We start from the raw sequence: 21942 nt of genomic DNA, 5'->3' as shown, positions 1-21942 counted from the left end.
TCTGCGGGTGCTGCACTCAGCCGTTAGGCTTCTGCAGCGCCTGAATGACTTTTTCCTTCGGCCCATCGGCAACTATGCGCCCCTGTTCGACCACAATAAGTCGGTCGACAATCTCAAGCATGCTGTAGCGGTGGGTCGAGATGATCAGTGTGGTCTTGTCGTCGAACGCCGTCTTGAGCTGCTTGATGAGCTGGCGCTCGGAGGCCAGATCCATCGATCCCGACGGCTCGTCGAGAAACACGATCTTGGGTTTCGTCATCAACAGCCGGGCGATTGCCACTGCCTGTCTCTGACCGCCGGAAAGATTGGTGCCGCGTTCGCCGACATTCATGTCGTAGCCGCGCGGATGGCGCGACACGAAGTCGTCGACGCCGGCGGCCTTGGCGGCGGCGACGATGTCCTCGTCGCTCGCTTCCGGCCGCGCCATCAGCAGGTTTTCCTTGATCGTGCCGGAGAACAGGTCGCCGGCCTGGGCGACGATGCCGACGGCGGCGCGGACCTCGGACGGGTGGTACTGGCGAACGTCGATACCGTCGAGCAGCAGCTCGCCCGTCGTCGGCAGATACAGGCGCCCGACCAGCCGGCCGAACGTCGTCTTGCCCGAGCCGATGCGGCCGATGATTCCAACCCGTTCGCCGGGATTGATCGACAGGTTGATGCCCGTCAGGACCTCGGTTTCCGTTCCAGGATAGACAAAGCCGACATTGCGCATGGCAAGCGCGCCGACGCGGATCGGACGATTGACGAAACCGACGGTGTCGGGCCGGTCTTCCGGCTGCTCCATGATGGAGTTCAGCACCTTCAGCGACAGCATCGCCTGGCGGAAGCGCGAAATGGTCATCGCCAGCTGGCCGAGCGGCGCAACTGCGCGCCCCGAGAGCATGACCGCGGCGATGATGGCGCCGGTCGAGACCGCGCCGGCGTCGAATGCATAGGCACCCGCCACGACCAGCGCCACCGTCACCAGTTGCTGGATGAACTGGGTCATGTTGGCGGCGGCGGCGGAAAGCTCCTTGATCTTTTCGGAGGTATTGGCCGCATTCTTCGAATGCTCGCGCCATTTGCGCAGCAGAAAGGCCTCTGCGCGGAGCGACTTGATGGTCTCGACCGTCGAAATCGACTCGACCAGCAGCGACTGGCGCTGCGACGCCTCGTTCAACGACGCGGCAACCCGCTTGCCGATACGTTGCTGCGCAACGAACCCGATAGCGACGGCTGCGAGGAAAGCGATGACGGGCACGATCACCAGCCAGCCCGAAATCGCATAGATCACCAGCAGGAAGACGAAGACGAATGCGGTGTCGATGAATGTGCTGACGGTGTTCGAGGTGAAGAACTCGCGCACGAACTCATATTGCGTGACACGGTTCGCGTATTCGCCTGTCGAAGCCGGGCGCGCGCTGAGCGAGGTATTCAGCACCTTTTCGAACAGCATGTAGGAAATGCGGAGATCCGCCTTGCGTCCGGCGTGGTCGATGAGCGCGGCGCGCGCGGTCTTGAGCAGCAGGTCGAACAGGATCGCGGTCGATACGCCGAGTGCCAGCACCCAAAGCGACGAGATCGACTTGTTGGGCAAGATGCGATCGTAGACGTTCATCGTGAAGATGGGCGAGGCGATGGCCAGCAGATTGATGAAGATGGCAGCCAGCGCGACGCGCGAGTAGGAGCGCCAGAATGCTCCAATCGTCCCGTAGAGCCAGTGCGGCCGCTCGATGGTCGCGGCCTGGCCGACATTCATGCCTTCGGCGGTGTTGGCGTAGGTGATCGAGAATCCGACACCGCCGGAAATCGGGGTGGCCATCAGCTCGGCGCGCGAAATCGAGGTGCGGCCGTCTTCCTGCGGCCCCGTCAAAAACTCGGCGCCGTCCTGCTGCTCGCCCAGGATGGCGATCGGCAGGCGATTGGCGCGGAAGACGATGGCCGGCAGGTCGAAACGCCCCCGCTCGAAATCGCGATGGTCGAATCCCTGGGTCTCGAGGCCGATGCGCTCGGCGAGATGCCGGATTTCCTGCATCTCGATCCGGGTCTCCGAGATCGGTACGCCTGAAAACAGCACGGTCTGCGCGCTGGGGCGGCCGAGATAGGCCGCCACCGCGGAAAAACAGGACTTGAACGCCTCGACCGGGGTCTGGATGTGTGTCTGCTGGTTCATGACGGGCGGGGGCTGCCCTCAGGCAGACACCCTAGTTCTTTCTGACCGGCGCGAGCAGATCAAAGGGCAGGTTGTTGACCTGCTCGGACGGCATCCGCGCGTAGGTATCGGTATCGGCCGTCGGAGGCACGTTGAACTCGCTGCGCGCATAGGCGGTCGCCTGTTTTGCCGGCGTCAGGTTCATCGTGCTCAGCAACTGGCCGGTGGCGGCGAGCAGCCGATATTCGGCAAACAGCGACGCGAAGGCGGAGATGTTGGCGAGGTTTTCGGTGTTGAAGCGCGTGTTCTGCGCATCGAGCACATCAAGCAGGGAGCGCTGTCCGACATTGTACTGTTCGCGATAGGTGACAACGAGGCGGTCGCTCGCTGCCGCCTGCTGGCGGAGGGTCTTGGCAATCTCGGCCTGTCGGAAGCGGCGTTCCCACGAAATGCGCACGGCCTCGTCGACCTCGCGCTGCACCTGGTGAAGGGCGAGCCGCTGCTCGCTGACGCGCCGGATCTGCTCCTGCTCGTTGGCCTGGTCGATGCCGCCGCGATAGAGGTTCCAGCGCAGTACCAGGCGGGCCTGCAGGTCGCTGGTCCGATCCTCGGTGCCGTCAATGTCGTGGCCGACGCGGGCGCGACCTTCGGCGACGACCTCAGGGCCGTAGCTGGCGCGCGCAGCGTCGACCAGCGCGGCGGCCGCGTCGATGTCGCTGCTGGCCATGTGGACGCGCGGGTTGTTGCGGCGGGCAAGCCCGATCGCATCGTCGAGCGAACGCGGCAGGGCCTTGGCCACGGAGGCCGGCTTGGATGGGCTGGTGAGCGGCTTGCCGACGGTCTTGTAGAACCTGATCTTGGCGGTTTCGAGCTCTTCGTTTGCTTCCTGCAGACGGGCCCTGGCGGCATAGAGCCGCTCTTCCGCCTGAAGGCGGTCGGCGTCGGTCAGGGCGCCGCCCTGGACGCCATCCCGGATGTCGCCGAGAATCGACTGGTGGAAGGCCACGTTGTTCTTGGCGTCGACGACGATCTGCGCCTGCAGGATATATTCGAGATAGTCCTGAACCACGGCCAAGCCGATGAATTCCGAGCGCTCGAGCACCCGGAACGAGGCGCCGTCGACGCGCGACGCCTGACGGTCGACTTCCGCGCGGCGGGCGCCGTTGTCGAACAGCGTCTGCCTAATCACCAAGCCGGCTTCGTTTGGAGAGAGGGCTTCCTCGTCGCTGCCATTGAAGCGGCGCGACGGTGTGTCGAGCCTGCGCACGCCGGTTGAGCCCTCCAGGTCGATGCTCGGCAGATAAAGGCCCTTGGCCTGGCGCAGTTCGAATTCGATGGCTTCGCGGTTCTGGATGGCTTGGCCGATCTCGGGGTTGGACTCGACGGCCACCGCCATCGCTTCCTTCAGCGACATCGCGCTCGCACTGTTGGCCGACAGCATGGTCGCCGCCAAAAGGATAGCGGCATACTTTGCCAGCCGTCCGAATTTCACCGCCATGGCTACTCCCCCCTGCATGTCCCAGCGCCCCCGCGCTAAATGGGACACATTCAATCGCGTCCACCAAGTCCAATTATCCAGTCGCGCACGAAAATCGACAGTGTTTTGACTGCCATGGTCTTGATTCACATCGATTCGTCTCATTTGACTCAAGCACTGTAGCAAAAATGCTACATTTTCGGGCGCTTAATTACTTTTGCGTGTGCTTTCAGGTTGTGTCCGGCGGAGACTGGGCTGCCCAAACGGCAGTTCGCGCGTGCCAGCTCCGGATTGCGCCCGATGTGCTGCGACCATTGCGAGCATTTATATGGATGAGTCGCGGTTCGTCGGTGCCTGTTATTGCTGCAGCGGTCCCTCGCCAGGCGCTATGGCGGCAAAATTGCCGTTTGCAGTGGCGATCTGAGGTGAACCTGATCGTGCGCCATGGATCCAGGCACGGTCGGTGCTGAAGGAGTAGAGCGGCACATAGCTCCGGTACGCGCCATCGCGCGCGACCGTGTTGCTGAGATTGTCGAGGATGAAGGTGCCACTCTGGGTAGCGACCGACAGCACGGCATGGAAGACGTTTCTGCTGCGATCCTGGAGCACAACCAGCGACATGCTCTGTGCCGGTATGCCCACCTCGATCAGCGCTGCCATCTTGAGAATGGCAAAGTCTTCGCAGTCGCCAACGCCGCGTGTAAGTATCTCCGCGGGCTTCGCCCAGTAATCGAGGTTGCCGTAGACCGCCTCGTCCTTGCGGTAGGTGATCAGCCGGTTGACGGTGCGGTTGACGGCGTCGAGCTTGTCGAGGAACTTCTTGTCGCGTGCGCTCCCGGTCAGTTCCGCCAATGCGCTGCCGTTCTTGCCGCAATCTGCCGCGCCGCTGCAGGCGCCGAGCTCGCCATAGACCGCGGCCCAGCGTCCGGCCACCGGAAAATTGCGCATCGGAATGGCAACCGAGCCGAAAACACCCGGAATGATTGCCGCCGTCTTGATCGGATCGATGCCGGGTGCTTCGCTCTTGTCCTCGGAAGCAATCCGCAGGGCGAGACCGTAACCGTCCAAATTGCCGTTGAACTGGAAGACCGTTGCGGCGGGGGCATATTCCTGGAAGTCTGCCAGCTTCAGGCCGCCGAGGAACGGTTCGGCAGGAAGTTGTCGGGCTGTGGTGTCCGATGCTTTGGTCGCTGCGCTGGCGCCTGCGCCCTGCACGCCCGCAACCACCAATGCGGTTGCCGCAAAGCTCTTCAGCCAGACTTTCCAGAAATGGTTCGAAGTTGCTTTCATGCCGGCCACCTATTTTGGTGAACCCTAGCAACATCATCTCAAATTATCGGAAACGAACGCGGGTAATCGAAGTATAACTTTAAAACTATACTTTGCATCGAATTTTATTCAATTTTTGACTTCATGGCGTCGTCGATGCCGGGGCTAGCGCTGACGGGCAATCGATGTCTCTGTTGTACTTGCGCGGCCTGGCCGCGACCCTAGTTTCTAAGCGGTGGCAAGTTCCGGGCACATTTGAGGTGGTGGCGTCGGTGAACATGCGGCGTTCGGCTCTGGTCAATCTCGGGGCGGTTGCGGCGATCGGTGCTGTCGCGCTGGTGGTGATGGCGGCCGGCCCTGTGCATGCTCCCTCGCAGCAGGTCTTCGACGCCGCCCGTCCGGACGCTTCTCCCGCTATCTCGGCAGTATCTCATGCCACCTCCGCAACCCTGCCGGCATCGGCGGCCACACCGGCCCGGATCGTCGCGCCGGAAGTGGTCGCGCCCCCGGATGTTACCGCACAGACATTGGAGCGTGTCGAAGCCCGGCCGCCGCTCGGCGACCTTGGGCAGGCACCGCCTCCGAACTACGCCGCCAAGGGGCACTGGCCAGGCAGGCTGCTCTACCGCCCGGTCGTCACGTCCTCGGCCTCTTTCGAGGCGATGGGCTACACCATATTGATAGCCGGCACAGAGGCTGTCGGTCCCCGCGACTACTGCCGCTTCAGGGACGTGGAATGGAATTGCGGCGAGCGCGCCATGCTTGCTTTCAGATACTGGCTGCGCTGGCGCGCGCCTTCGTGCCGGCTGTCTTCACCTGCTGGGCCCCAGCCGGTTGCAGCCGCCTGCCGGCTGGGCAAGCAGGACATCGGCGCCTGGCTGGTTTCGAACGGCTGGGCCCTGGCGCGGCCCGGCGAAGGCTACGAGAAGGCCGAAGAGGTGGCGCGGAAGGCTGGGATGGGCATCTTCGGGCCGCCGGACTGAGCGGTTGGTTCATTGCTTTGGCGACGCCAACCACCGGCTTGCGGCGATTTTCGCGCAATTCCTCAAACTGTTCGTATTCACACAAGGAATGTTTCATTCTCGCGCTGTAGATCAGATCGTCAAAGGGCACGGAGGGATCTGGCGTGGACAACAGGGCTTCGGGAAATTCGGGTCGCAACTGGGTGCCGGTCGCCCGCTATGCGCTTCTCGGCAGTGCCGCTTGTGCTGCTGTCGCGACCGCGAACGCGGCGATCCTGCTCCAGGGGCAGCCCGGCGGAATCTTCTGGAGCGGCGTCATCGGTGCCGGCGCCATTGCATCGCTGGTTGCGGCTCCGCTGCTTGCTCTGGTCGCCAGCGAACGGCACAAGTTCGCTGCGTTGAAGTCCGAAGTCAGCCGGCTTGCTTCGACCGACCCTTTGACCTCCTGCCTCAATAGCGGGGTTTTCGCCAATCTGATCGATGCCTTCCGCGGCAACTCGTCGGCCGGCGGCCGCAGACAGGGCGCGTTGCTGGTCGTCGAGATCGACGACTTCAGGGCCATCAACGCGAAGTTTGGCCATGCCTGGGGCGACGAAGTGCTGAAAATCGTCGCCGGCACGATCAAGTCGTCCGTGCGCGCCGGCGATCTCGTTGGCCGTATCGGCGGCGAGGAATTCGGCATCTTCCTGCCCGGCACCAGCCGTGAGAACGCCGAGCTTGTTGCCGAGCGCATCCGCGGAACGGTCTCCGAAACGATCCTCGAGCCGGGCGGGCGCAATTGCCCACTGTCGGTCAGCGTGGGCGCCGTCCTGTTCGAAAATCAGCTCGAATTCGATGACCTGTTTCGCAACGCCGACGAACGCCTCACGGAAGCCAAGGCACGTGGCCGCAACCGTATCGAGTTCGCGGAGCTGTCTGGCGCCGGCAACCAGCGGCCCAGCCTCAACGCCTGAGGCATCTCGGCGTCAGGCGGACCTCGCTGGCGCCGTTTCGCCCGGACTGTCAGGGCTTGTCGCTGAGATTCCTGGTCGAGACCTCGTAGAGCGTGCGCCCGGTGACGGCATCGACGCCGGCCAGGCTGACCTCGTGGCCCCATAGTCTCTGGACATAGCGCAGGGTCTGGTCGCGGCTGTCTTCGATCAGCGTGCCGCCATTGCGGACGGTGTGCCTCAGCCTGAGCTTGCGGTCACCCTTGAGATCGGCATCCACCGCCTGGATGTCGGGCTGGTTGACGCCGACGTCATAGCTGTCGGCGAGGCGCGACCTGATCCGCTCGTAGCCGCGCTCGTCATGGATGGCGGTCACTTCATAATATGGGTCGGATGCATCCTCCCGCAGCGCAAACAGTCGCATCTCGCGGATCAGCGCAGGGCTCAGGAACTGGCGTATGAAGGATTCGTCGCGGTGATTGGCCCAGGCATCGAGCAACGTGCCGCGCCAGTCGCCATTGCCGGCGAAATCCGGGAACCAGTCGCGGTCCTCGGCAGTCGGATGGGAACAGATGCGCTGGATGTCGCGCATCATGTTGAAGCCGAGCGTGTAGGGGTTGAGGCCGCTATAGCGTGGGTCGTCGTAGCCGGGCTGGAACACCACGTTGGAGTGGTTTTGAAGCACTTCCAGCATCGAGCCCTCGCCGATCATCCCCTTGTCGTAGAGGCTGTTCATGATCGTGTAGTGGACGAAGGTGGCGCAGCCTTCGTTCATCACCTTGGTCTGCCGCTGCGGGTAGAAATACTGCGCGATCACCCGGACGATGCGCAGGATCTCCCTCTGCCAGGATTTGAGCACGGGGCTGTATTTCTCAAGGAAATACAGAAGGTTCTCTTCCGGATATTCGATCGCCTGTTGGCGCTCGGACTGGTCGTTCTCGGTGCCACGCGGCGCTTTTGTCTCCGCCGCTTGCGGCAGCGTGCGCCAGAGGTCGGAGAAGGTGCGCTCCTCATGCTCCAGCCGCTCGCGGATGCGCGCCTGCTCGCGTTCGACCGATAGCCGGGGGCGGCGGCGATAGCGGAACACCGCCTGCGGCATCAATGCATGCGCGGCATCGAGCACCGCCTCCACCGCGGACGGGCCATAGCGCTCCTCGCAGCGGGCGATGTAGCTCTTGGCGAACTCCATATAGGCAAGGATGGCGCCGGCATCCGTCCATTGCTGGAACAGGTAGTTGTTCTTGAAGAAGTGGTTGTGGCCGAACGAGGCGTGCGCGATCACCAGCGTCTGCAGCGCCATGGTGTTTTCTTCCATGAGATAGGTGATGCAGGGGTTGGAATTAATCACCAGCTCATAGGCCAGGCCGAGCCGACCCCGGCGATAGAGATTGGCTTCGTGGAGGAAATGCTTGCCGAAGGACCAGTGCTGGTACATCAGCGGCATGCCGATCGACGAATAGGCGTCCAGCATCTGTTCCGAAGAGATGACCTCGATCTGGTTGGGGTAGAAGTCGAGGCGGAGATCGTTGACCGCGATCTCCCTGATCGCTTCATAGACACGTGCGAGATCGTCGAAGTTCCAGTCGGAACCGGTGAACAGCAGCGGCGACGTCTTTTCCATCTTGTCCCCTCAGCGGCGCTTGGCCGGCCCCGGCTGCTTGGCAAACAGTTCGTGAAAGACGGGATAGATGTCAGCCGGCTTGGCGATCCGGGTCATCGCGAAGTTGGGCCACGCCTCCTTGACCTGCCGGTAGGCGTTCCACAGCGAGGTGCCGTTGTCGGCATGGCGGAACATCTCGCTTTCGCGTTCGTCGATGATCTCGACATAGGCGTAGTACTGGCACAACTGCATCAGCGTGTCGTTGAGGATCGAAACGCAGCGTTCGGAATCGTTGGGTATGTTGTCGCCATCGGAGGCCTGCGCGGCGTAGATGTTCCACTCCTTACTGGGATAGCGCTCGCGAATGACACGCAGCATCTCCTCGAGCGCGGTCGACACGACGGTGCCGCCGCTCTGGGTGCTGTAGAAGAAGGTGTCCTCATCGACCTCCGACGCCTCGTGCGTATGGCGGATGAAGACGATATCCGTCCGCTCATAGCGCCGCTTGAGGAACAGGTGCAGCAGCACGAAGAAGCGTTTGGCGAGGTCCTTTTCGCGTTCGCCCATCGAGCCGGATACGTCCATCAGGCAAAACATCACCGCGTTGGCGTTCGGCTCGGGCTGGGGCTCGAAGCGCTTGAAGCGGATATCGATCGGGTCGATGTAGGGAATGAACTTCCGTCGCCGCATGAGTGCCGCCAGCTCTTCGCGCAGATGCTCGATGCGCCGCAAGGAGGCCGCATTCGGCCGCGCGCCCTCCAGTTTCCTGAGCTCATCGTTGAGGGCATCGATCTCGGACTGTTTCGGGCGTTTCAGGGCGATGCGGCGGCCGAAACTGTTGAACATCGTGCGGGCAACGCTGATGCTGGTCGGGTTGCCGCTCATCGTATAGCCGGCCCGGCGCGGGTGGAACGTCACCACCTCCTTGAGGTTGAGCTTCACCAGATCGGGAAGCTCGAGATCCTCGAAGAACAGGTCGAGCACTTCCTCTCGGGTCAGCGCGAACTGGAAGTCGTCTTCGCTCTCGCCCGACGCCGACGGCTGGGAGCCCTTGCCCGTGCCGGCTGCGGGCCTGGGAATGCGGTCGCCCGAGCCGAACACCTTGTTGCCGGGAAGGACCTCCTCGCGGCGGCCGGCATGGGGCGCGCGCTGGAATGTCGGCTCGCCGATGCCCTTCTTGGGGATTGCGATCACCTGGTCGGAATCAGCCGTTTCGATCTTGCCGGACTTGACCCGCTCGTTGATGGCTCGTTTCAACTCGCTGCGGGCGCGCCGCAGGAATCGCTGCCGGTTTCCGAGGCTCTTGTCCTTGGGATTGAGGCGCCGATCGATGAAATTCGGCATTGAGGTTCCCGCCCGGTCAGCCCGCCTTGTTCACGCGCATGTACCAGTCGACCAGACGCCGCACCTGCCGTTGGGTATAACCGCGCTCGGTCATGCGCTCGACGAATTCGGCGTGCTGCTTCTCGGTCGTGCTGTCCCGCTTGGCCCCGAAGCTGATCACCGGCAACAGATCCTCGACCTGGCCGAACATGCGCTTCTCGATCACCTCGCGCAGCTTTTCGTAGCTGGTCCAGGACGGGTTGCGGCCATGGTTCTTGGCCCTGGCCCTCAGCGTGAACTTCACCACCTCGTTGCGGAAGTCCTTCGGGTTGGCGATCCCGGCCGGCTTCTCGATCTGCGACAACTCGGAATCGAGGATGTTCCGATTGAGGATCTGGCCGGTGTCGGGATCCTTGTAGTCCTGGTCCTCGATCCACGCGTCGGCATAGGCGATGTAGCGGTCGAACAGGTTCTGGCCGTATTCGCTGTAGGATTCGAGATAGGCCTTCTGGATCTCGTGGCCGATGAATTCGGCATAGCGCGTGGCCAGTTCCGACTTGATGAAATCGAGATAGGAAGCCTCGATCTCGCTGGGGAACTGCTCGCGCTTGATCGCCTGCTCCATCACATACATCAGATGCACGGGGTCGGCTGCGATCTCCTTGGTGTCGTAGTTGAAGGTCTCCGAAAGCACCTTGAAGGCAAAACGCGTGCTGACACCGGTCATGCCCTCGTCGACGCCGGCGGCGTCGCGATATTCCTGCATCGACTTGGCCTTGGGGTCGACGTCCTTCAGGTTCTCGCCGTCATAGACGCGCATCTTGGTGTAGAGCGGCGAGTTCTCGTGTTCGGTCAGCCGGGTCGAGACGGTGAAGCGGCTGAGGATGTCGAGCACCTCCGGTGCGCAAGGGTTGTTCACCAACTCGCTCTCGCGCAGCAGCTTCTCGTAGATCTGCCGCTCCTCGGTGACGCGCAGGCAATAGGGCACCTTCACGACCAGGATGCGGTCGAGGAAGGCCTCGTTGTTGCGGTTGCTCTTGAACTGCAGCCATTCCGACTCGTTGGAGTGCGCCAGCACGATGCCCTGATAGGGGAAGGCCCCAAAGCTCTCTGTGCCGTTGTAATTGCCCTCCTGGGTAGCGGTCAGGAGCGGATGCAGCACCTTGATCGGCGCCTTGAACATTTCGACGAATTCGAGCAGCCCTTGCGTCGTCCGGTTGAGGCCGCCGCTGTAGGAATAGGCATCGGGATCGGCCTGGCTGAAATTCTCGAGCTTGCGGATGTCGACCTTGCCGACGAGGGCGGAAACGTCCTGGTTGTTCTCGTCGCCGGGTTCGGTCTTGGAGATGCAGATCTGGCGCAGCCGCGACGGCATCAGCTTGACGACGCTGAACTTGGAGACGTCGCCGCCGACCTCCTCAAGCCGCTTGGCCGCCCATGGCGAAATCAATCCGGTAAGCCTTCGCCGGGCGATGCCGTATTTGTCTTCGAGCAGGCTGCCCATGCGTTCGGGCTGGAACAGTCCCAGCGGCGACTCGAAGATCGGACTGATCTGGCCGCCCACCTTGAGCGTGTAGATGGGCCGTTCCTCCATCAGCTTCTTCAGCCGCTCGGCCAGCGACGACTTGCCGCCGCCGACGGGACCGAGCAGGTAGAGGATCTGCTTGCGTTCCTCCAGCCCCTGCGCGGCGTAGCGGAAATAGCCGACGATGCGCTCGATGGTGTCTTCCATGCCGTAGAATTCGGCGAAGGCCGGATAGATCTTGATGGTCCGGTTGGCAAAGATGCGCCCGAGCCGGGCATCGGCGCTGGTGTCGACCAGGGTTGGGGCGCCGATGGCGTCCACCATCCGCTCGGCCGCCGTCGCATACATCGCCGGCTGCTCGCGACAGGCCAGGAGGTATTGCTGCAGGCTCATCTCCTCGGTGGTCTGACTTCCGTAGATTTCCGAGAAGAGACTGAAGACATCGTTATCGCGCGTTTGCATGGCACCCTCACTTCGCCGAAGTCGGTTGGCCGACCACCTCGGCTCTTTGCCTTCTTCTCAACTTCCCTAGGCAGGCAAAGTTCCCTCACAGAGTGTTGCGTGCAAACATTTGCCGCAGGCGAAGCTGGGGGGAGTACGCGCAAGGTTCCGAACGGTCCGATTTCGCGGGGCCGTGACTTGCCGCAGAGGGCGGTAGCGCGGCATTTTTGGCGGCCAGGGCTGGGCGTAGATGAATGAAATGAGAGTGGCGGGCAATTTCCGGCCCAATTGGCTTCAGGCCGACAGGCCGTGCCATGGCCAAAATCGGCTCTGAATAAATGATATATGAGTGAGCAATTGCGCGACGTCGCAAATGCTGCAAAACTAGGCGCACATATGGCAGGTGAGACATTCGCATGAGCGCCCGGCAGGACAGCGGCAACCCTAGGCTCGATGATGCCGCCCGTGCGGGCTGGCTTTATTACGTTGCCGGCAACACCCAGGACCAGATTGCAGGCAAGCTCGGCATTTCGCGCCAGACGGCCCAGCGCCTCGTGTCGCTCGCCATGTCCGAGGGCTTGATCAAGGTGCGGGTCGATCATCCGATCGCCAATTGCCTCGACCTCGCAGCAAGGCTGAGGTCCCGCTTCGCGCTCGACCTGGTCGAAGTGACGCCGAGTGACCCGGATTCGTCGTCGACGACGATCGGCATCGCCCAGGCGGCGGCCGCCGAGATAGAGAAATGGTTGCGCTCGCCCGCACCGATCGTCATGGCGATCGGCACCGGCCGCACCCTGAAGGCGGCGATCGAGCAACTGCCGCCGATGGAGTGCCCGCAGCACAAGGTGGTTTCGCTGACGGGCAATATCTCGCCGGACGGCTCGGCCGCCTTCTACAACGTTATCTTTACCATGGCCGACACCATCAAGGCGCGCAGCTTTCCCATGCCCTTGCCGGCAATTGCCTCCTCGTCGGAGGAGCGTCGAATGCTCCACAGCCAGCCGCTGATCCAGCCGACGCTGGCGCTTGCGGCACAAGCCGACGTCACCTTCGTCGGTGTTGGCGACATGGGTCCCCATGCGCCGCTTTACGAGGACGGTTTCATCTCCGAAGCCGAGCTCAAGGCGCTGCAGAAGGCCGGTGCGGTCGGCGAGATCGTCGGCTGGGCGTTCGATCGCGACGGCCGACTGATCGACGGCATCACCAATGACCGGGTCGCCTCGGCACCCCTGCCTTCGCGCGAGCGCTCGCTGGTGGTGGCGCTTGCGATGGGCGAGCGCAAGCTGCCCGGCATCCTGGCGGCCGTCACCCGCCGCCTCGTCAACGGCCTCATCACCGACGAGCGCACCGCCGCCGCTCTGCTCGCCGGCTAGGCAAAAAACCCAACTCGTTGTGATCTGCCCGTGCCATGTGCGCGGGGGCGAGGAACTCGCGGCTCATTCGATCGTTCTTGTGTCGGTCGGCGGCTTTGCTCGCCGGCCGACACTTGTTCATCGCGTCCAGAATCCAGCTTGACATAAATCACGTCGAGTGAATAATTGCTCACAACTGAGGCAAATGCTCACCTTGGTTTATGGGAGGAATTCGATGAAACTGACCACGCTCATTTTGGGCTTGTGCGGTGCGAGCGCGCTGGCGTTCGCCGCCCATGCCGAGACGATCACCATCGCCACCGTGAACAATGGCGACATGATCCGGATGCAGAAGCTGACGGATGACTTCAAGGCCAAGAACCCCGGCATCGACCTGCAATGGGTGACGCTCGAAGAGAACGTGCTGCGCGAGCGCGTCACCACCGATATCGCCACCAAGGGCGGGCAGTACGACGTCATGACCATCGGCACCTACGAGGTTCCGATCTGGGCCAAGCAGCAGTGGCTTCTGCCGCTCGACCATCTCGGCGCCGACTACGACGCGGCCGACATCATCCCGGCCATTGCTGGCGGCCTGTCCGAGGGTGGCAAGCTGTACGCAGCGCCCTTCTACGGCGAAAGCTCCTTCGTCATGTACCGCAAGGACCTGATGGAGAAGGCCGGGCTGACCATGCCCGAGGCGCCGACCTGGGAGTTCATCGGCGAGGCGGCACGCAAGATGACCGACCGCGCCAATGACATCAACGGCATCTGCCTGCGCGGCAAGGCCGGCTGGGGCGAGAACATGGCCTTCCTGACCGCCATGTCGAACTCGTTCGGCGCGCGCTGGTTCGACGAAAAATGGCAGCCGCAGTTCGACCAGCCGGAATGGAAGGCGACGCTCGACTTCTACACCAAGCTGATGGCCGACGCGGGCCCGCAGGGTGCCTCGTCCAACGGCTTCAACGAGAACCTGGCGCTGTTCCAGCAGGGCAAGTGCGGCATGTGGATCGACGCCACCGTCGCCGCCTCCTTCGTCTCCGACCCGAAGAACTCGACGGTCGCCGACAAGGTCGGCTACGCGCTCGCGCCCGACAACGGGCTCGGCAAGCGCGGCAACTGGCTGTGGGCCTGGTCGCTCGGCATCCCCGCCGGCACGCAGAAGGCGGAGGCGGCGCAAAAGTTCGTCGCCTGGGCAACGAGCAAGGGCTATCTCGATCTCGTCGCTTCGAAGGAGGGTTGGGCCAATGTGCCGCCCGGCACACGCTCCTCGCTCTATGCCAATCCCGAGTACCAGAAGGCCGCACCCTTCGCCAAGATGACGCTGGACTCGATCAACTCTGCTGACCCGACCAAGCCGACGGTCAAGCCGGTGCCTTATGTCGGCGTGCAGTTCGTCGCCATTCCCGAATTCCAGGGCCTCGGCACGACGGTCGGCCAGCTGTTTTCGGCGGCACTCGCCGGCCAGATGTCGGTCGACGATGCCCTGGCCCAGGCCCAGCAGGTGTCGGTCCGTGAAATGACCCGCGCGGGCTATATCAAGTAGCAGAACCTCCCTGAGCCTCGGTCGCCCGTTCCCAGTCGGGCGACCGCCTTTTCCGATCCGTTCGGCTGATGGGGTGCTCACATGGCCACACGACAGACCCGCACGCTTGCCCGCCTGATGATGGCGCCCTCGGTCATCCTGCTGTTCATCTGGATGATCGTGCCGCTGGCGATGACGCTCTGGTTCTCATTCCTGAACTACAATTTGCTGAATCCAGCCAACGTCAATTTCGCCGGCCTGTTCAACTACAAGTTCTTCCTGACCGACCCGGCCTTCATCAAGTCGATCTGGAACACGCTGGTCATCGTCGGCGGCGTGCTGCTCATCACCGTGGTCGGCGGCGTCCTGCTGGCATTGCTGATCGACCAGCCGATCTTCGGCCAGGGCATCGTGCGCATCCTGGTGATCTCGCCCTTCTTCGTCATGCCGCCGGTGGCCGCACTGGTCTGGAAGAACATGATCATGCACCCCGGCTATGGCGTGCTCGCCGACATCAACAAGTTCTTCGGCCTACGGCCGGTCGACTGGTTCGCGCAATATCCGTTGCTGTCGATCGTCATCATCGTCGCTTGGCAGTGGCTGCCCTTCGCGACGCTGATCCTGCTTACGGCGCTGCAGTCGCTCGACGAGGAGCAGAAGGAAGCCGCCGAGATGGACGGCGCCAATTTCCTCAACCGCTTCTGGTATCTGACGCTGCCGCACCTCGCGCGCGCCATCACCGTCGTCATCCTGATCCAGACGATCTTCCTGCTCGGCGTCTACGCGGAGATCCTCGTCACCACCAATGGCGGTCCCGGCTACGCCACGACAAACCTGGCCTTCCTGATCTACCGCACGGCACTGCTCGGCTACGACATCGGCGGCGCATCCGCCGGCGGCGTCATCGCTGTCATCCTCGCCAACATCGTCGCCGTCTTCCTGATGCGCGCCGTTGGCAAGAACCTCGACAAGTAGGAGCGCACCATGGCACGCGCAGTCTCCACCAGGCGCAAAATAGTCTTCACCATCGTGGCGTGGGCCGTCGCCTTCGTGATCTTCTTCCCGATCCTCTACACCATCATCACAAGCTTCAAGACCGAGCCCGAGGCAATCGCCGGCATCAGCCTGGTCCCGTCGGGCACCTTCGAGAACTATGTCGAGGTGCAGACGCAACGCGATTATTTCAGGCCGTTCATGAATTCGGTGGTGATCTCGGTTGGATCGACGCTGGTCGCGCTGCTGATCGCCATTCCGTCGGCCTGGTCGATGGCGTTTTCACCCGCCAAGCGCACCAAGGACGTGCTGATGTGGATGCTGTCGACCAAGATGATGCCGGCCGTCGGCGTCCTGGTGCCGATGTATCTCATCTTCCGCGACACAGGCCTGCTCGACACCCGGCTTGGCCTGACCATCATCTTGACGCTGATCAACCTGCCGATCGTCATCTGGATGCTCTACACTTATTTCCGCGAGATCCCGGGCGAGATCCTCGAAGCGGCACGGATGGACGGCGCCTCGCTGTTCAAGGAGATCGTTTACGTACTGACGCCGATGGCCGTGCCCGGCATCGCCTCGACCATGCTGCTCAATATCATCCTCGCCTGGAACGAGTCGTTCTGGTCGATCCGACTGTCGGCCGCCAACGCCGCCCCGCTCACCGCCTTCATCGCTTCCTTCTCCAGTCCGCAGGGGCTGTTCTGGGCGAAGCTCTCGGCGGCGTCGACGCTGGCGATCGCGCCGATCCTCATCATGGGCTGGTTCTCGCAGCGCCAGCTGGTTCGCGGCCTGACCTTCGGCGCCGTCAAATAGTCGATCCCGGGAGGACACGATGGGCAAGATAGCACTCAACAAGGTCAGCAAGTCCTTCGGGGCGACGATGATCATCCCGCAGATCGACCTCGACATCGAAGACGGCGAGTTCGTCGTCTTCGTCGGCCCCTCCGGCTGCGGCAAGTCTACCTTGCTGCGCCTGATCGCCGGGCTCGAGGACACCACATCAGGCACCATCCGCATCGACGGCCGCGACGTCACCGGCGAGGCCCCGGCCAAGCGCAAGCTGGCCATGGTGTTCCAGTCTTACGCGCTCTATCCGCACATGACGGTGCGCAACAACATCGCTTTCCCGCTCAAGATGGCCGGCGAGGACAAGGTGGTGATGGATCGCAAGGTCACCGAAGCCGCGCGCATCCTGAACCTGACCAACTATCTCGACCGTCGCCCCGGCCAGCTGTCGGGCGGACAGCGCCAGCGTGTCGCCATCGGCCGCGCCATCGTGCGCCAGCCCTCCGCCTTCCTGTTCGACGAGCCTCTGTCCAACCTCGACGCTGCCCTGCGCGGCACGATGCGGCTGGAGATCAGCGAACTGCACCACCAGCTCAAGACGACGATGATCTACGTCACCCACGACCAGATCGAGGCGATGACCATGGCCGACAAGATCGTCGTGCTGAATGCCGGCAACATCGAGCAGGTCGGCTCGCCGCTGGATCTCTACCGCTCGCCGAAGAACCTGTTCGTTGCCGGCTTCATCGGCTCGCCGAAGATGAATTTCCTCGAGGGCGAGACGGCCGCCCGATATGGTGCTGCGACCATCGGCATCCGCCCCGAGCATGTCCGCATTTCGACCAGCGCCGGCGACTGGAAAGGCACGGTGGGCGTGGCCGAACATTTGGGCGCCGACACTTTCCTGCATGTCCACACCGATGTCGGCACCATCAACGTACGGGCCGGCGGCGAGGTCGATGTTCATCACGGCGACACCGTCTATCTGACGCCGGATCCGACGAAGGTGCACCGCTTCGGCGCCGACGGGAGGGCGCTATGAGCGGCCGGCTTGAGGGCAAGTCGGCACTGATCACAGGTGCCGCCAGGGGCATTGGCCGGGCCTTCGCCGCCGCCTATGTGCGCGAGGGCGCGACAGTGGCCATCGGCGACATCAATCTCGCGGCCGCCGAACAGACCGCGTCCGAGATCGGCGCCGGCGCCTATGCGGTCAGCCTCGACGTCACCGACCAAACCTCGATCGAAGCTGCCGTGCTGGCGGTTGAGGCGAGGGCAGGCGGTATCGACATCCTCGTCAACAACGCAGCTCTCCTCGACCTCGCCCCGATCGTCGAGATAAGCAGGTCGAGCTTCGACCGGCTTTTCGCCGTCAATGTCGCCGGCACGCTGTTCGCGCTTCAGGCCGTCGCGAAGTCGATGATCGCGAGGGGTAAGGGCGGCAGGATCATCAACATGGCGAGCCAGGCCGGCCGTCGTGGCGAGCCGCTGGTCGCAGTCTACTGCGCCACCAAGGCTGCCGTCATCAGTCTGACCCAGTCGGCCGGGCTCGACCTGATCAAGCACCGCATCAACGTCAACGCCATCGCCCCCGGCGTTGTCGAGGGCGAGCACTGGGACCAGGTCGATGCGCTTTTCGCCAGATACGAGAACCGGCCGCTTGGTGAGAAGAAGCGGATCGTCGGCGAAAGCGTGCCTTACGGGCGCATGGGCCGACCCGAAGACCTCACCGGCATGGCGGTCTTCCTCGCCAGCGATGAGGCCGAATACATCGTCGCCCAGACCTACAATGTCGACGGCGGCCAATGGATGAGCTGAGGATGGAGGGCGTCGGCTTGTATTTGAAGCACCCCCTCACCGGCCCTGCGGACCACCTCTCCCCCTGCCCGTGGGAGAGGAACCACTGCCGCGATGGCGGCGCCGTGAATCCAGCCTGGGTTCCTCGCCCCCACGAAGTGGGGGAGAGGTGGTTCGCGAAGCGAACCGGTGAGGGGGAATCCACTGCAAAGGGCGAAATCGGAAGGGGCGGAACGCCATGACCACGAAACTCTCGCTCACCAGTCTCCCAAACCTTCCCGCTGATGTCGCGCGCCCCAGCTATGACCGCGGCGCGCTGAAGGCCGGCATCCTGCATTTCGGCGTCGGCAACTTCCACCGCTCCCACCAGGCGGTCTATCTCGACGAGCTGTTCAATGCCGGGCGCGACCACGACTGGGCCATCGTCGGCGCCGGCGTCTTTGCCGCCGAGGAGGCCGGCCGCCGGAAGCTGGCCGAGCAGGACTGGCTGACGACCGTCGTCGAGCAGGACAGCGGCCACATGAGCGCCCGCGTCACTGGCGCCATGGTCGATTTCCTCAAGCCGGGCGACGCCGAAGCCATCATCGCGCGGCTGGCCGATCCGGCGATCCGCATCGTCTCGCTGACCATCACCGAGGGTGGCTACTTCATCGACCCTGCGTCGGGCATCTTCAATCCGGCGCACCCTGAGATGAAGGCGGACGCTGAAAACATCGCCGCGCCAAAGACCGTCTTCGGCCTCATCCTCGCCGGCCTGCTGCGCCGCCGCGACGAGGGAATGGCGCCGTTCACGGTCATGTCCTGCGACAACATCCCCCACAATGGCCGCGTGACCGCCGACGCCGTGGTCGGGCTGGCGCGACTGGTCGACGACAAGTTGGCTGATTGGGTCACCCAAAACGTCGCCTTTCCCAATTCCATGGTCGACCGTATCACGCCCGCCACCACCGACCGTGAGCGAGCCATCCTCGCCGAGCAATTCGGCGTCGAGGACAGCTGGCCGGTGTTTTGCGAGCCGTTCCGGCAATGGGTGCTGGAGGAACGCTTTCCTCAGGGCCGGCCCGCGCTCGAAAGGGTTGGCGCGCAGTTCGTCGCCGATGTCGCTCCCTTCGAATTGATGAAGATCAGGATCCTCAATGGCGGGCACGCCGCAATCGCTTATCCGGCCGGCCTGATGGACGTCCATTTCGTCCATGAGGCGATGCAGGATCCGCTGGTCGCAGCCTTTCTCGCCCGGCTGGAGCGCGAGGAGATCATGCCGACCGTGCCGCCGGTGCCGGGCGTGGTGCTAGAGGATTATTGCCAGCTCATCGAGAGGCGGTTCGCCAATCCGAAGATCGGCGACACGGTGCGGCGCCTGTGCCTCGACGGTTCCAACCGCCAGCCGAAATTCATCATTCCCACCATCGCCGACCGGCTGGAGGCAGGGGCCGGCATCAAAGGCCTGGCGCTGGAATCCGCCTTGTGGTGCCGCTACTGCTTCGGCATCACCGATTCCGGCGCGGTGATCGAGCCCAACGACCCGAACTGGGACCGGCTGCAGCAAACCGCCATGACCGCACGGGACGATCCGAAGGCCTGGCTCGCCATGGAGGATATCTATGGCGAGGTCGGCCGCTCCCAGGTGTTTGCCGAGGCCTTCGGCCACAGCCTGGCCGTCCTGTGGCAGGTCGGCACAAGGGAGACGCTGGTGCGCTATCTGGATGGAGTGCTCTGAGCCAATTTTCAGCCGACGCTGACTGGTGGAATTGCCTGGGGCACGCGTATAGATTGCGGGCCATGGTTTCGACAGCTGTCTACCCAGCGACCACTGATTGTCCTGCGGCAACGCCTCATTGCATGATGGCGGCCGCACCTCTGGGCGTGCTCCACTGGGCGCGGCCCTGCTGATGGCGGCGCTGCTCTGCGCCGTCGATGTCGGCACCAGCAGCGCCCGCGCCGGCATCTTCGACCGCACCGGCCGCCAGCTTGGCCGGGCCGAATGCGCCATCGCCATGAACCGCGCGACACCTGACCATGCCGAGCACGATTCCGAGGACATCTGGCGGGCGGTGTGCCGCGCCGTGCGTTCGGCACGTGAGGCCGCAGGCGCGGTAGCCCGCGACATCGTCGGTATCAGCTTCGACGCCACCTGTTCCACCGTCTTCCGGAGCAGTCGCGGCGAGCAGGTCGGCATCTCGGCTGCCGGCGGCGACCGCTGGGATACCATCGTCTGGCTCGATCACCGCGCGCTCGCCGAGGCCGACGAATGCTCGGCCACCGGCCATGAGGTGCTGGGCTATGTCGGTGGCGTCATGTCGCCGGAAATGGCGACGCCCAAGCTGATGTGGGTCAAACGCAACCTGCCCGAAAGCTGGGCGCGCACCGGCCAGTTGTTCGATCTCGCCGACTACCTCACGCACAGGGCATCCGGTTCGCTCGCCCGCTCGCAATGCACGCTGACGGCGAAATGGACCTATCTCGCCCATGAGTGCGAGGGCTGGCGGCACGACTTCTTCGCCAGGGTCGGGCTCGCCGACATCTTCGAGCATGCCGCCCTGCCGCAGCGCGCCAGCCCGGTCGGCACCGACCTTGGTCCATTGACCCCGGCTGCGGCCGAGGCCCTCGGCCTGACCATCGGCTGTCGCGTCGGCGCCGGTCTGATCGACGCCTTTGCCGGTGCGCTCGGCGTTATCGGTGGGCTTAGCGGCATCGAGCGCCATCTCGCCCTAATCGCCGGCACGTCGAGCTGTGTAATGGCCATGTCGGCCGAGCCGCGCGCCTTTGCCGGCGTCTGGGGGCCGTATTTTGGCGCGGCCCTTCCCTGCCTCTGGCTGAGCGAGGGCGGCCAGTCGGCCACCGGCGCGTTGCTCGACCACGTCATCCGCTGGCATGGCGCCGGCGGCGAGCCGGATGCCGCGATGCACCGGCGCATCTGCGAGCGGATTGTTGAGCTGCGCGCCGCCGAGGGCCTCGACCTTGCCGGGCGCCTGCATGTGCTGCCCGACTTCCACGGTAACCGCTCACCGCTGGCGGACCCGCACGCGCTCGGCGTCATCAGCGGGCTGACGCTGGATGCGTCATTCGACAGCCTGTGTCGGCTCTACTGGCGCACCGCAGTCGCCATCGCGCTCGGCGTTCGACATGTGCTCGATGCGCTCAACGCCAACGGCTATGTCATCGACACGCTGCATGTCACTGGCGGCCACACCCGCAACCCGCTGCTGATGGAGCTTTACGCCGACGCCACCGGCTGCACGGTCATCGAGCCGTCAGGCGGCGATGCCGTGCTCCTGGGCACCGCCATGGTCGCCGCCGCGGCCGCCGGGCTCTATTCGAACCTCGCCGCGGCGTGTTCCGCCATGCACCAACACGGCCATGCCCGGCACCCGAATCCCGCAGCGAGAACCCGTTTCGACTGCGATTATCGCGTCTTCCTGGAAATGCACCGCCAGCGCCAGGCGCTCGACGCGATCACCTGATTGGGCAGGGCGATCGGGCATCGGCGGCAGAACTGCGACCCACCGGGCAATTCCGTGGCGCAACGAGACATGCTGCGAGCAACGCGTTGATGGGTGGAAGAAAATCTGGCGGAGAGAGCGTCCGCCAAACTAGCGTCCGTCGACGGTCGCTGGCGTCCAGACAGTACAATAATTACAAGGGGTTTGATTGCCTCATTGTCTATCATTGATCGCCGGCATTCGCTAAATCCCCAACTTGAGTTAGGGATGAAGTTGGGGATGGATGATGGCGAGGCTGCTCAACAAGCTGAACGACACCAAGTGTAGAAGCGCGTCGAAGCCGGGCCGACATGGTGACGGCGGTGGGCTCTATCTCGCGTGGGTTGGGGAAA

Annotated in this window: 16 protein-coding genes; 10 read left to right on the top strand and 6 right to left on the bottom strand. The window is 63.5% G+C overall.

What is annotated here, in order from left to right; genetic code table 11:
* Nucleotides 1-16: 16 nt before the first annotated feature.
* The 3 genes from ABSY17_RS21790 to ABSY17_RS21780 all read right to left on the bottom strand — a co-directional run bounded on the left by ABSY17_RS21790 (nucleotide 17) and on the right by ABSY17_RS21780 (nucleotide 4898).
* Nucleotides 17-2152 carry a type I secretion system permease/ATPase gene (locus tag ABSY17_RS21790; RefSeq protein ID WP_378945408.1) on the bottom strand — a complete coding sequence of 712 codons (2136 nt, stop codon included), beginning with the start codon at nucleotides 2150-2152 and terminating at the stop codon, nucleotides 17-19.
* Between the two features lie 31 nt (nucleotides 2153-2183).
* Complete coding sequence (locus ABSY17_RS21785; protein ID WP_378945405.1) at nucleotides 2184-3629, bottom strand: TolC family protein; 1446 nt, start codon at nucleotides 3627-3629, stop codon at nucleotides 2184-2186.
* A gap of 336 nt (nucleotides 3630-3965) precedes the next feature.
* Entirely contained in the window at nucleotides 3966-4898 is a 933-nt protein-coding gene (locus ABSY17_RS21780; protein WP_378945402.1) for a transglutaminase-like cysteine peptidase, read from the bottom strand.
* A 257-nt stretch (nucleotides 4899-5155) separates the two neighbouring features.
* Between ABSY17_RS21780 and ABSY17_RS21775 the strand changes: the two genes are divergently transcribed.
* A complete protein-coding gene (locus ABSY17_RS21775; protein ID WP_378945399.1) occupies nucleotides 5156-5860 on the top strand; it encodes a thermonuclease family protein in 705 nt (234 codons plus the stop codon).
* A 143-nt stretch (nucleotides 5861-6003) separates the two neighbouring features.
* Complete coding sequence (locus ABSY17_RS21770) at nucleotides 6004-6792, top strand: GGDEF domain-containing protein (RefSeq protein ID WP_378945396.1); 789 nt, start codon at nucleotides 6004-6006, stop codon at nucleotides 6790-6792.
* Nucleotides 6793-6841: 49 nt separating this feature from the next.
* Here ABSY17_RS21770 and ABSY17_RS21765 read toward each other — a convergent pair whose 3' ends face one another.
* Genes ABSY17_RS21765 through ABSY17_RS21755 form a run of 3 tightly spaced genes read right to left on the bottom strand, consistent with a single transcriptional unit; the run spans nucleotide 6842 to nucleotide 11678 of the window.
* The gene (locus ABSY17_RS21765; protein WP_378945394.1) at nucleotides 6842-8389 is read right to left on the bottom strand and encodes a SpoVR family protein; all 1548 of its coding nucleotides are present in this window, start codon (nucleotides 8387-8389) and stop codon (nucleotides 6842-6844) included.
* A gap of 9 nt (nucleotides 8390-8398) precedes the next feature.
* The gene (locus ABSY17_RS21760; RefSeq protein ID WP_378945391.1) at nucleotides 8399-9712 is read right to left on the bottom strand and encodes a YeaH/YhbH family protein; all 1314 of its coding nucleotides are present in this window, start codon (nucleotides 9710-9712) and stop codon (nucleotides 8399-8401) included.
* Nucleotides 9713-9728: 16 nt separating this feature from the next.
* Complete coding sequence (locus ABSY17_RS21755; protein WP_378945389.1) at nucleotides 9729-11678, bottom strand: PrkA family serine protein kinase; 1950 nt, start codon at nucleotides 11676-11678, stop codon at nucleotides 9729-9731.
* Nucleotides 11679-12073: 395 nt separating this feature from the next.
* Between ABSY17_RS21755 and ABSY17_RS21750 the strand changes: the two genes are divergently transcribed.
* The 8 genes from ABSY17_RS21750 to ABSY17_RS21715 all read left to right on the top strand — a co-directional run bounded on the left by ABSY17_RS21750 (nucleotide 12074) and on the right by ABSY17_RS21715 (nucleotide 21571).
* Nucleotides 12074-13030, top strand: a complete 957-nt coding sequence (locus tag ABSY17_RS21750; protein WP_378945386.1) for a sugar-binding transcriptional regulator — start codon at nucleotides 12074-12076, stop codon at nucleotides 13028-13030.
* Between the two features lie 214 nt (nucleotides 13031-13244).
* Nucleotides 13245-14555 carry an ABC transporter substrate-binding protein gene (locus tag ABSY17_RS21745; RefSeq protein WP_378945384.1) on the top strand — a complete coding sequence of 437 codons (1311 nt, stop codon included), beginning with the start codon at nucleotides 13245-13247 and terminating at the stop codon, nucleotides 14553-14555.
* An 81-nt stretch (nucleotides 14556-14636) separates the two neighbouring features.
* Entirely contained in the window at nucleotides 14637-15509 is an 873-nt protein-coding gene (locus tag ABSY17_RS21740; RefSeq protein ID WP_378945381.1) for a carbohydrate ABC transporter permease, read from the top strand.
* Nucleotides 15510-15518: 9 nt separating this feature from the next.
* Nucleotides 15519-16343, top strand: a complete 825-nt coding sequence (locus ABSY17_RS21735) for a carbohydrate ABC transporter permease (protein WP_378945378.1) — start codon at nucleotides 15519-15521, stop codon at nucleotides 16341-16343.
* Between the two features lie 19 nt (nucleotides 16344-16362).
* Nucleotides 16363-17358, top strand: coding sequence for an ABC transporter ATP-binding protein (locus ABSY17_RS21730; RefSeq protein WP_378945374.1), 996 nt, complete (start codon nucleotides 16363-16365; stop codon nucleotides 17356-17358).
* Nucleotides 17355-18131, top strand: a complete 777-nt coding sequence (locus ABSY17_RS21725; RefSeq protein WP_378945371.1) for an L-iditol 2-dehydrogenase — start codon at nucleotides 17355-17357, stop codon at nucleotides 18129-18131. The genes ABSY17_RS21730 and ABSY17_RS21725 overlap by 4 nt, the downstream gene beginning before the upstream one ends.
* 217 nt (nucleotides 18132-18348) lie before the next feature.
* Nucleotides 18349-19827 carry a mannitol dehydrogenase family protein gene (locus tag ABSY17_RS21720; protein WP_378945368.1) on the top strand — a complete coding sequence of 493 codons (1479 nt, stop codon included), beginning with the start codon at nucleotides 18349-18351 and terminating at the stop codon, nucleotides 19825-19827.
* Between the two features lie 172 nt (nucleotides 19828-19999).
* Nucleotides 20000-21571 carry an FGGY-family carbohydrate kinase gene (locus ABSY17_RS21715; protein WP_378945365.1) on the top strand — a complete coding sequence of 524 codons (1572 nt, stop codon included), beginning with the start codon at nucleotides 20000-20002 and terminating at the stop codon, nucleotides 21569-21571.
* Nucleotides 21572-21942: the final 371 nt, after the last annotated feature.

The organism is Mesorhizobium sp. ANAO-SY3R2, assembly GCF_042466635.1.
GTDB lineage: Bacteria > Pseudomonadota > Alphaproteobacteria > Rhizobiales > Rhizobiaceae > Aminobacter.
Note: the sequence above shows the minus strand (reverse complement) of the source record. Positions and strands in the feature narration are given on the sequence as shown.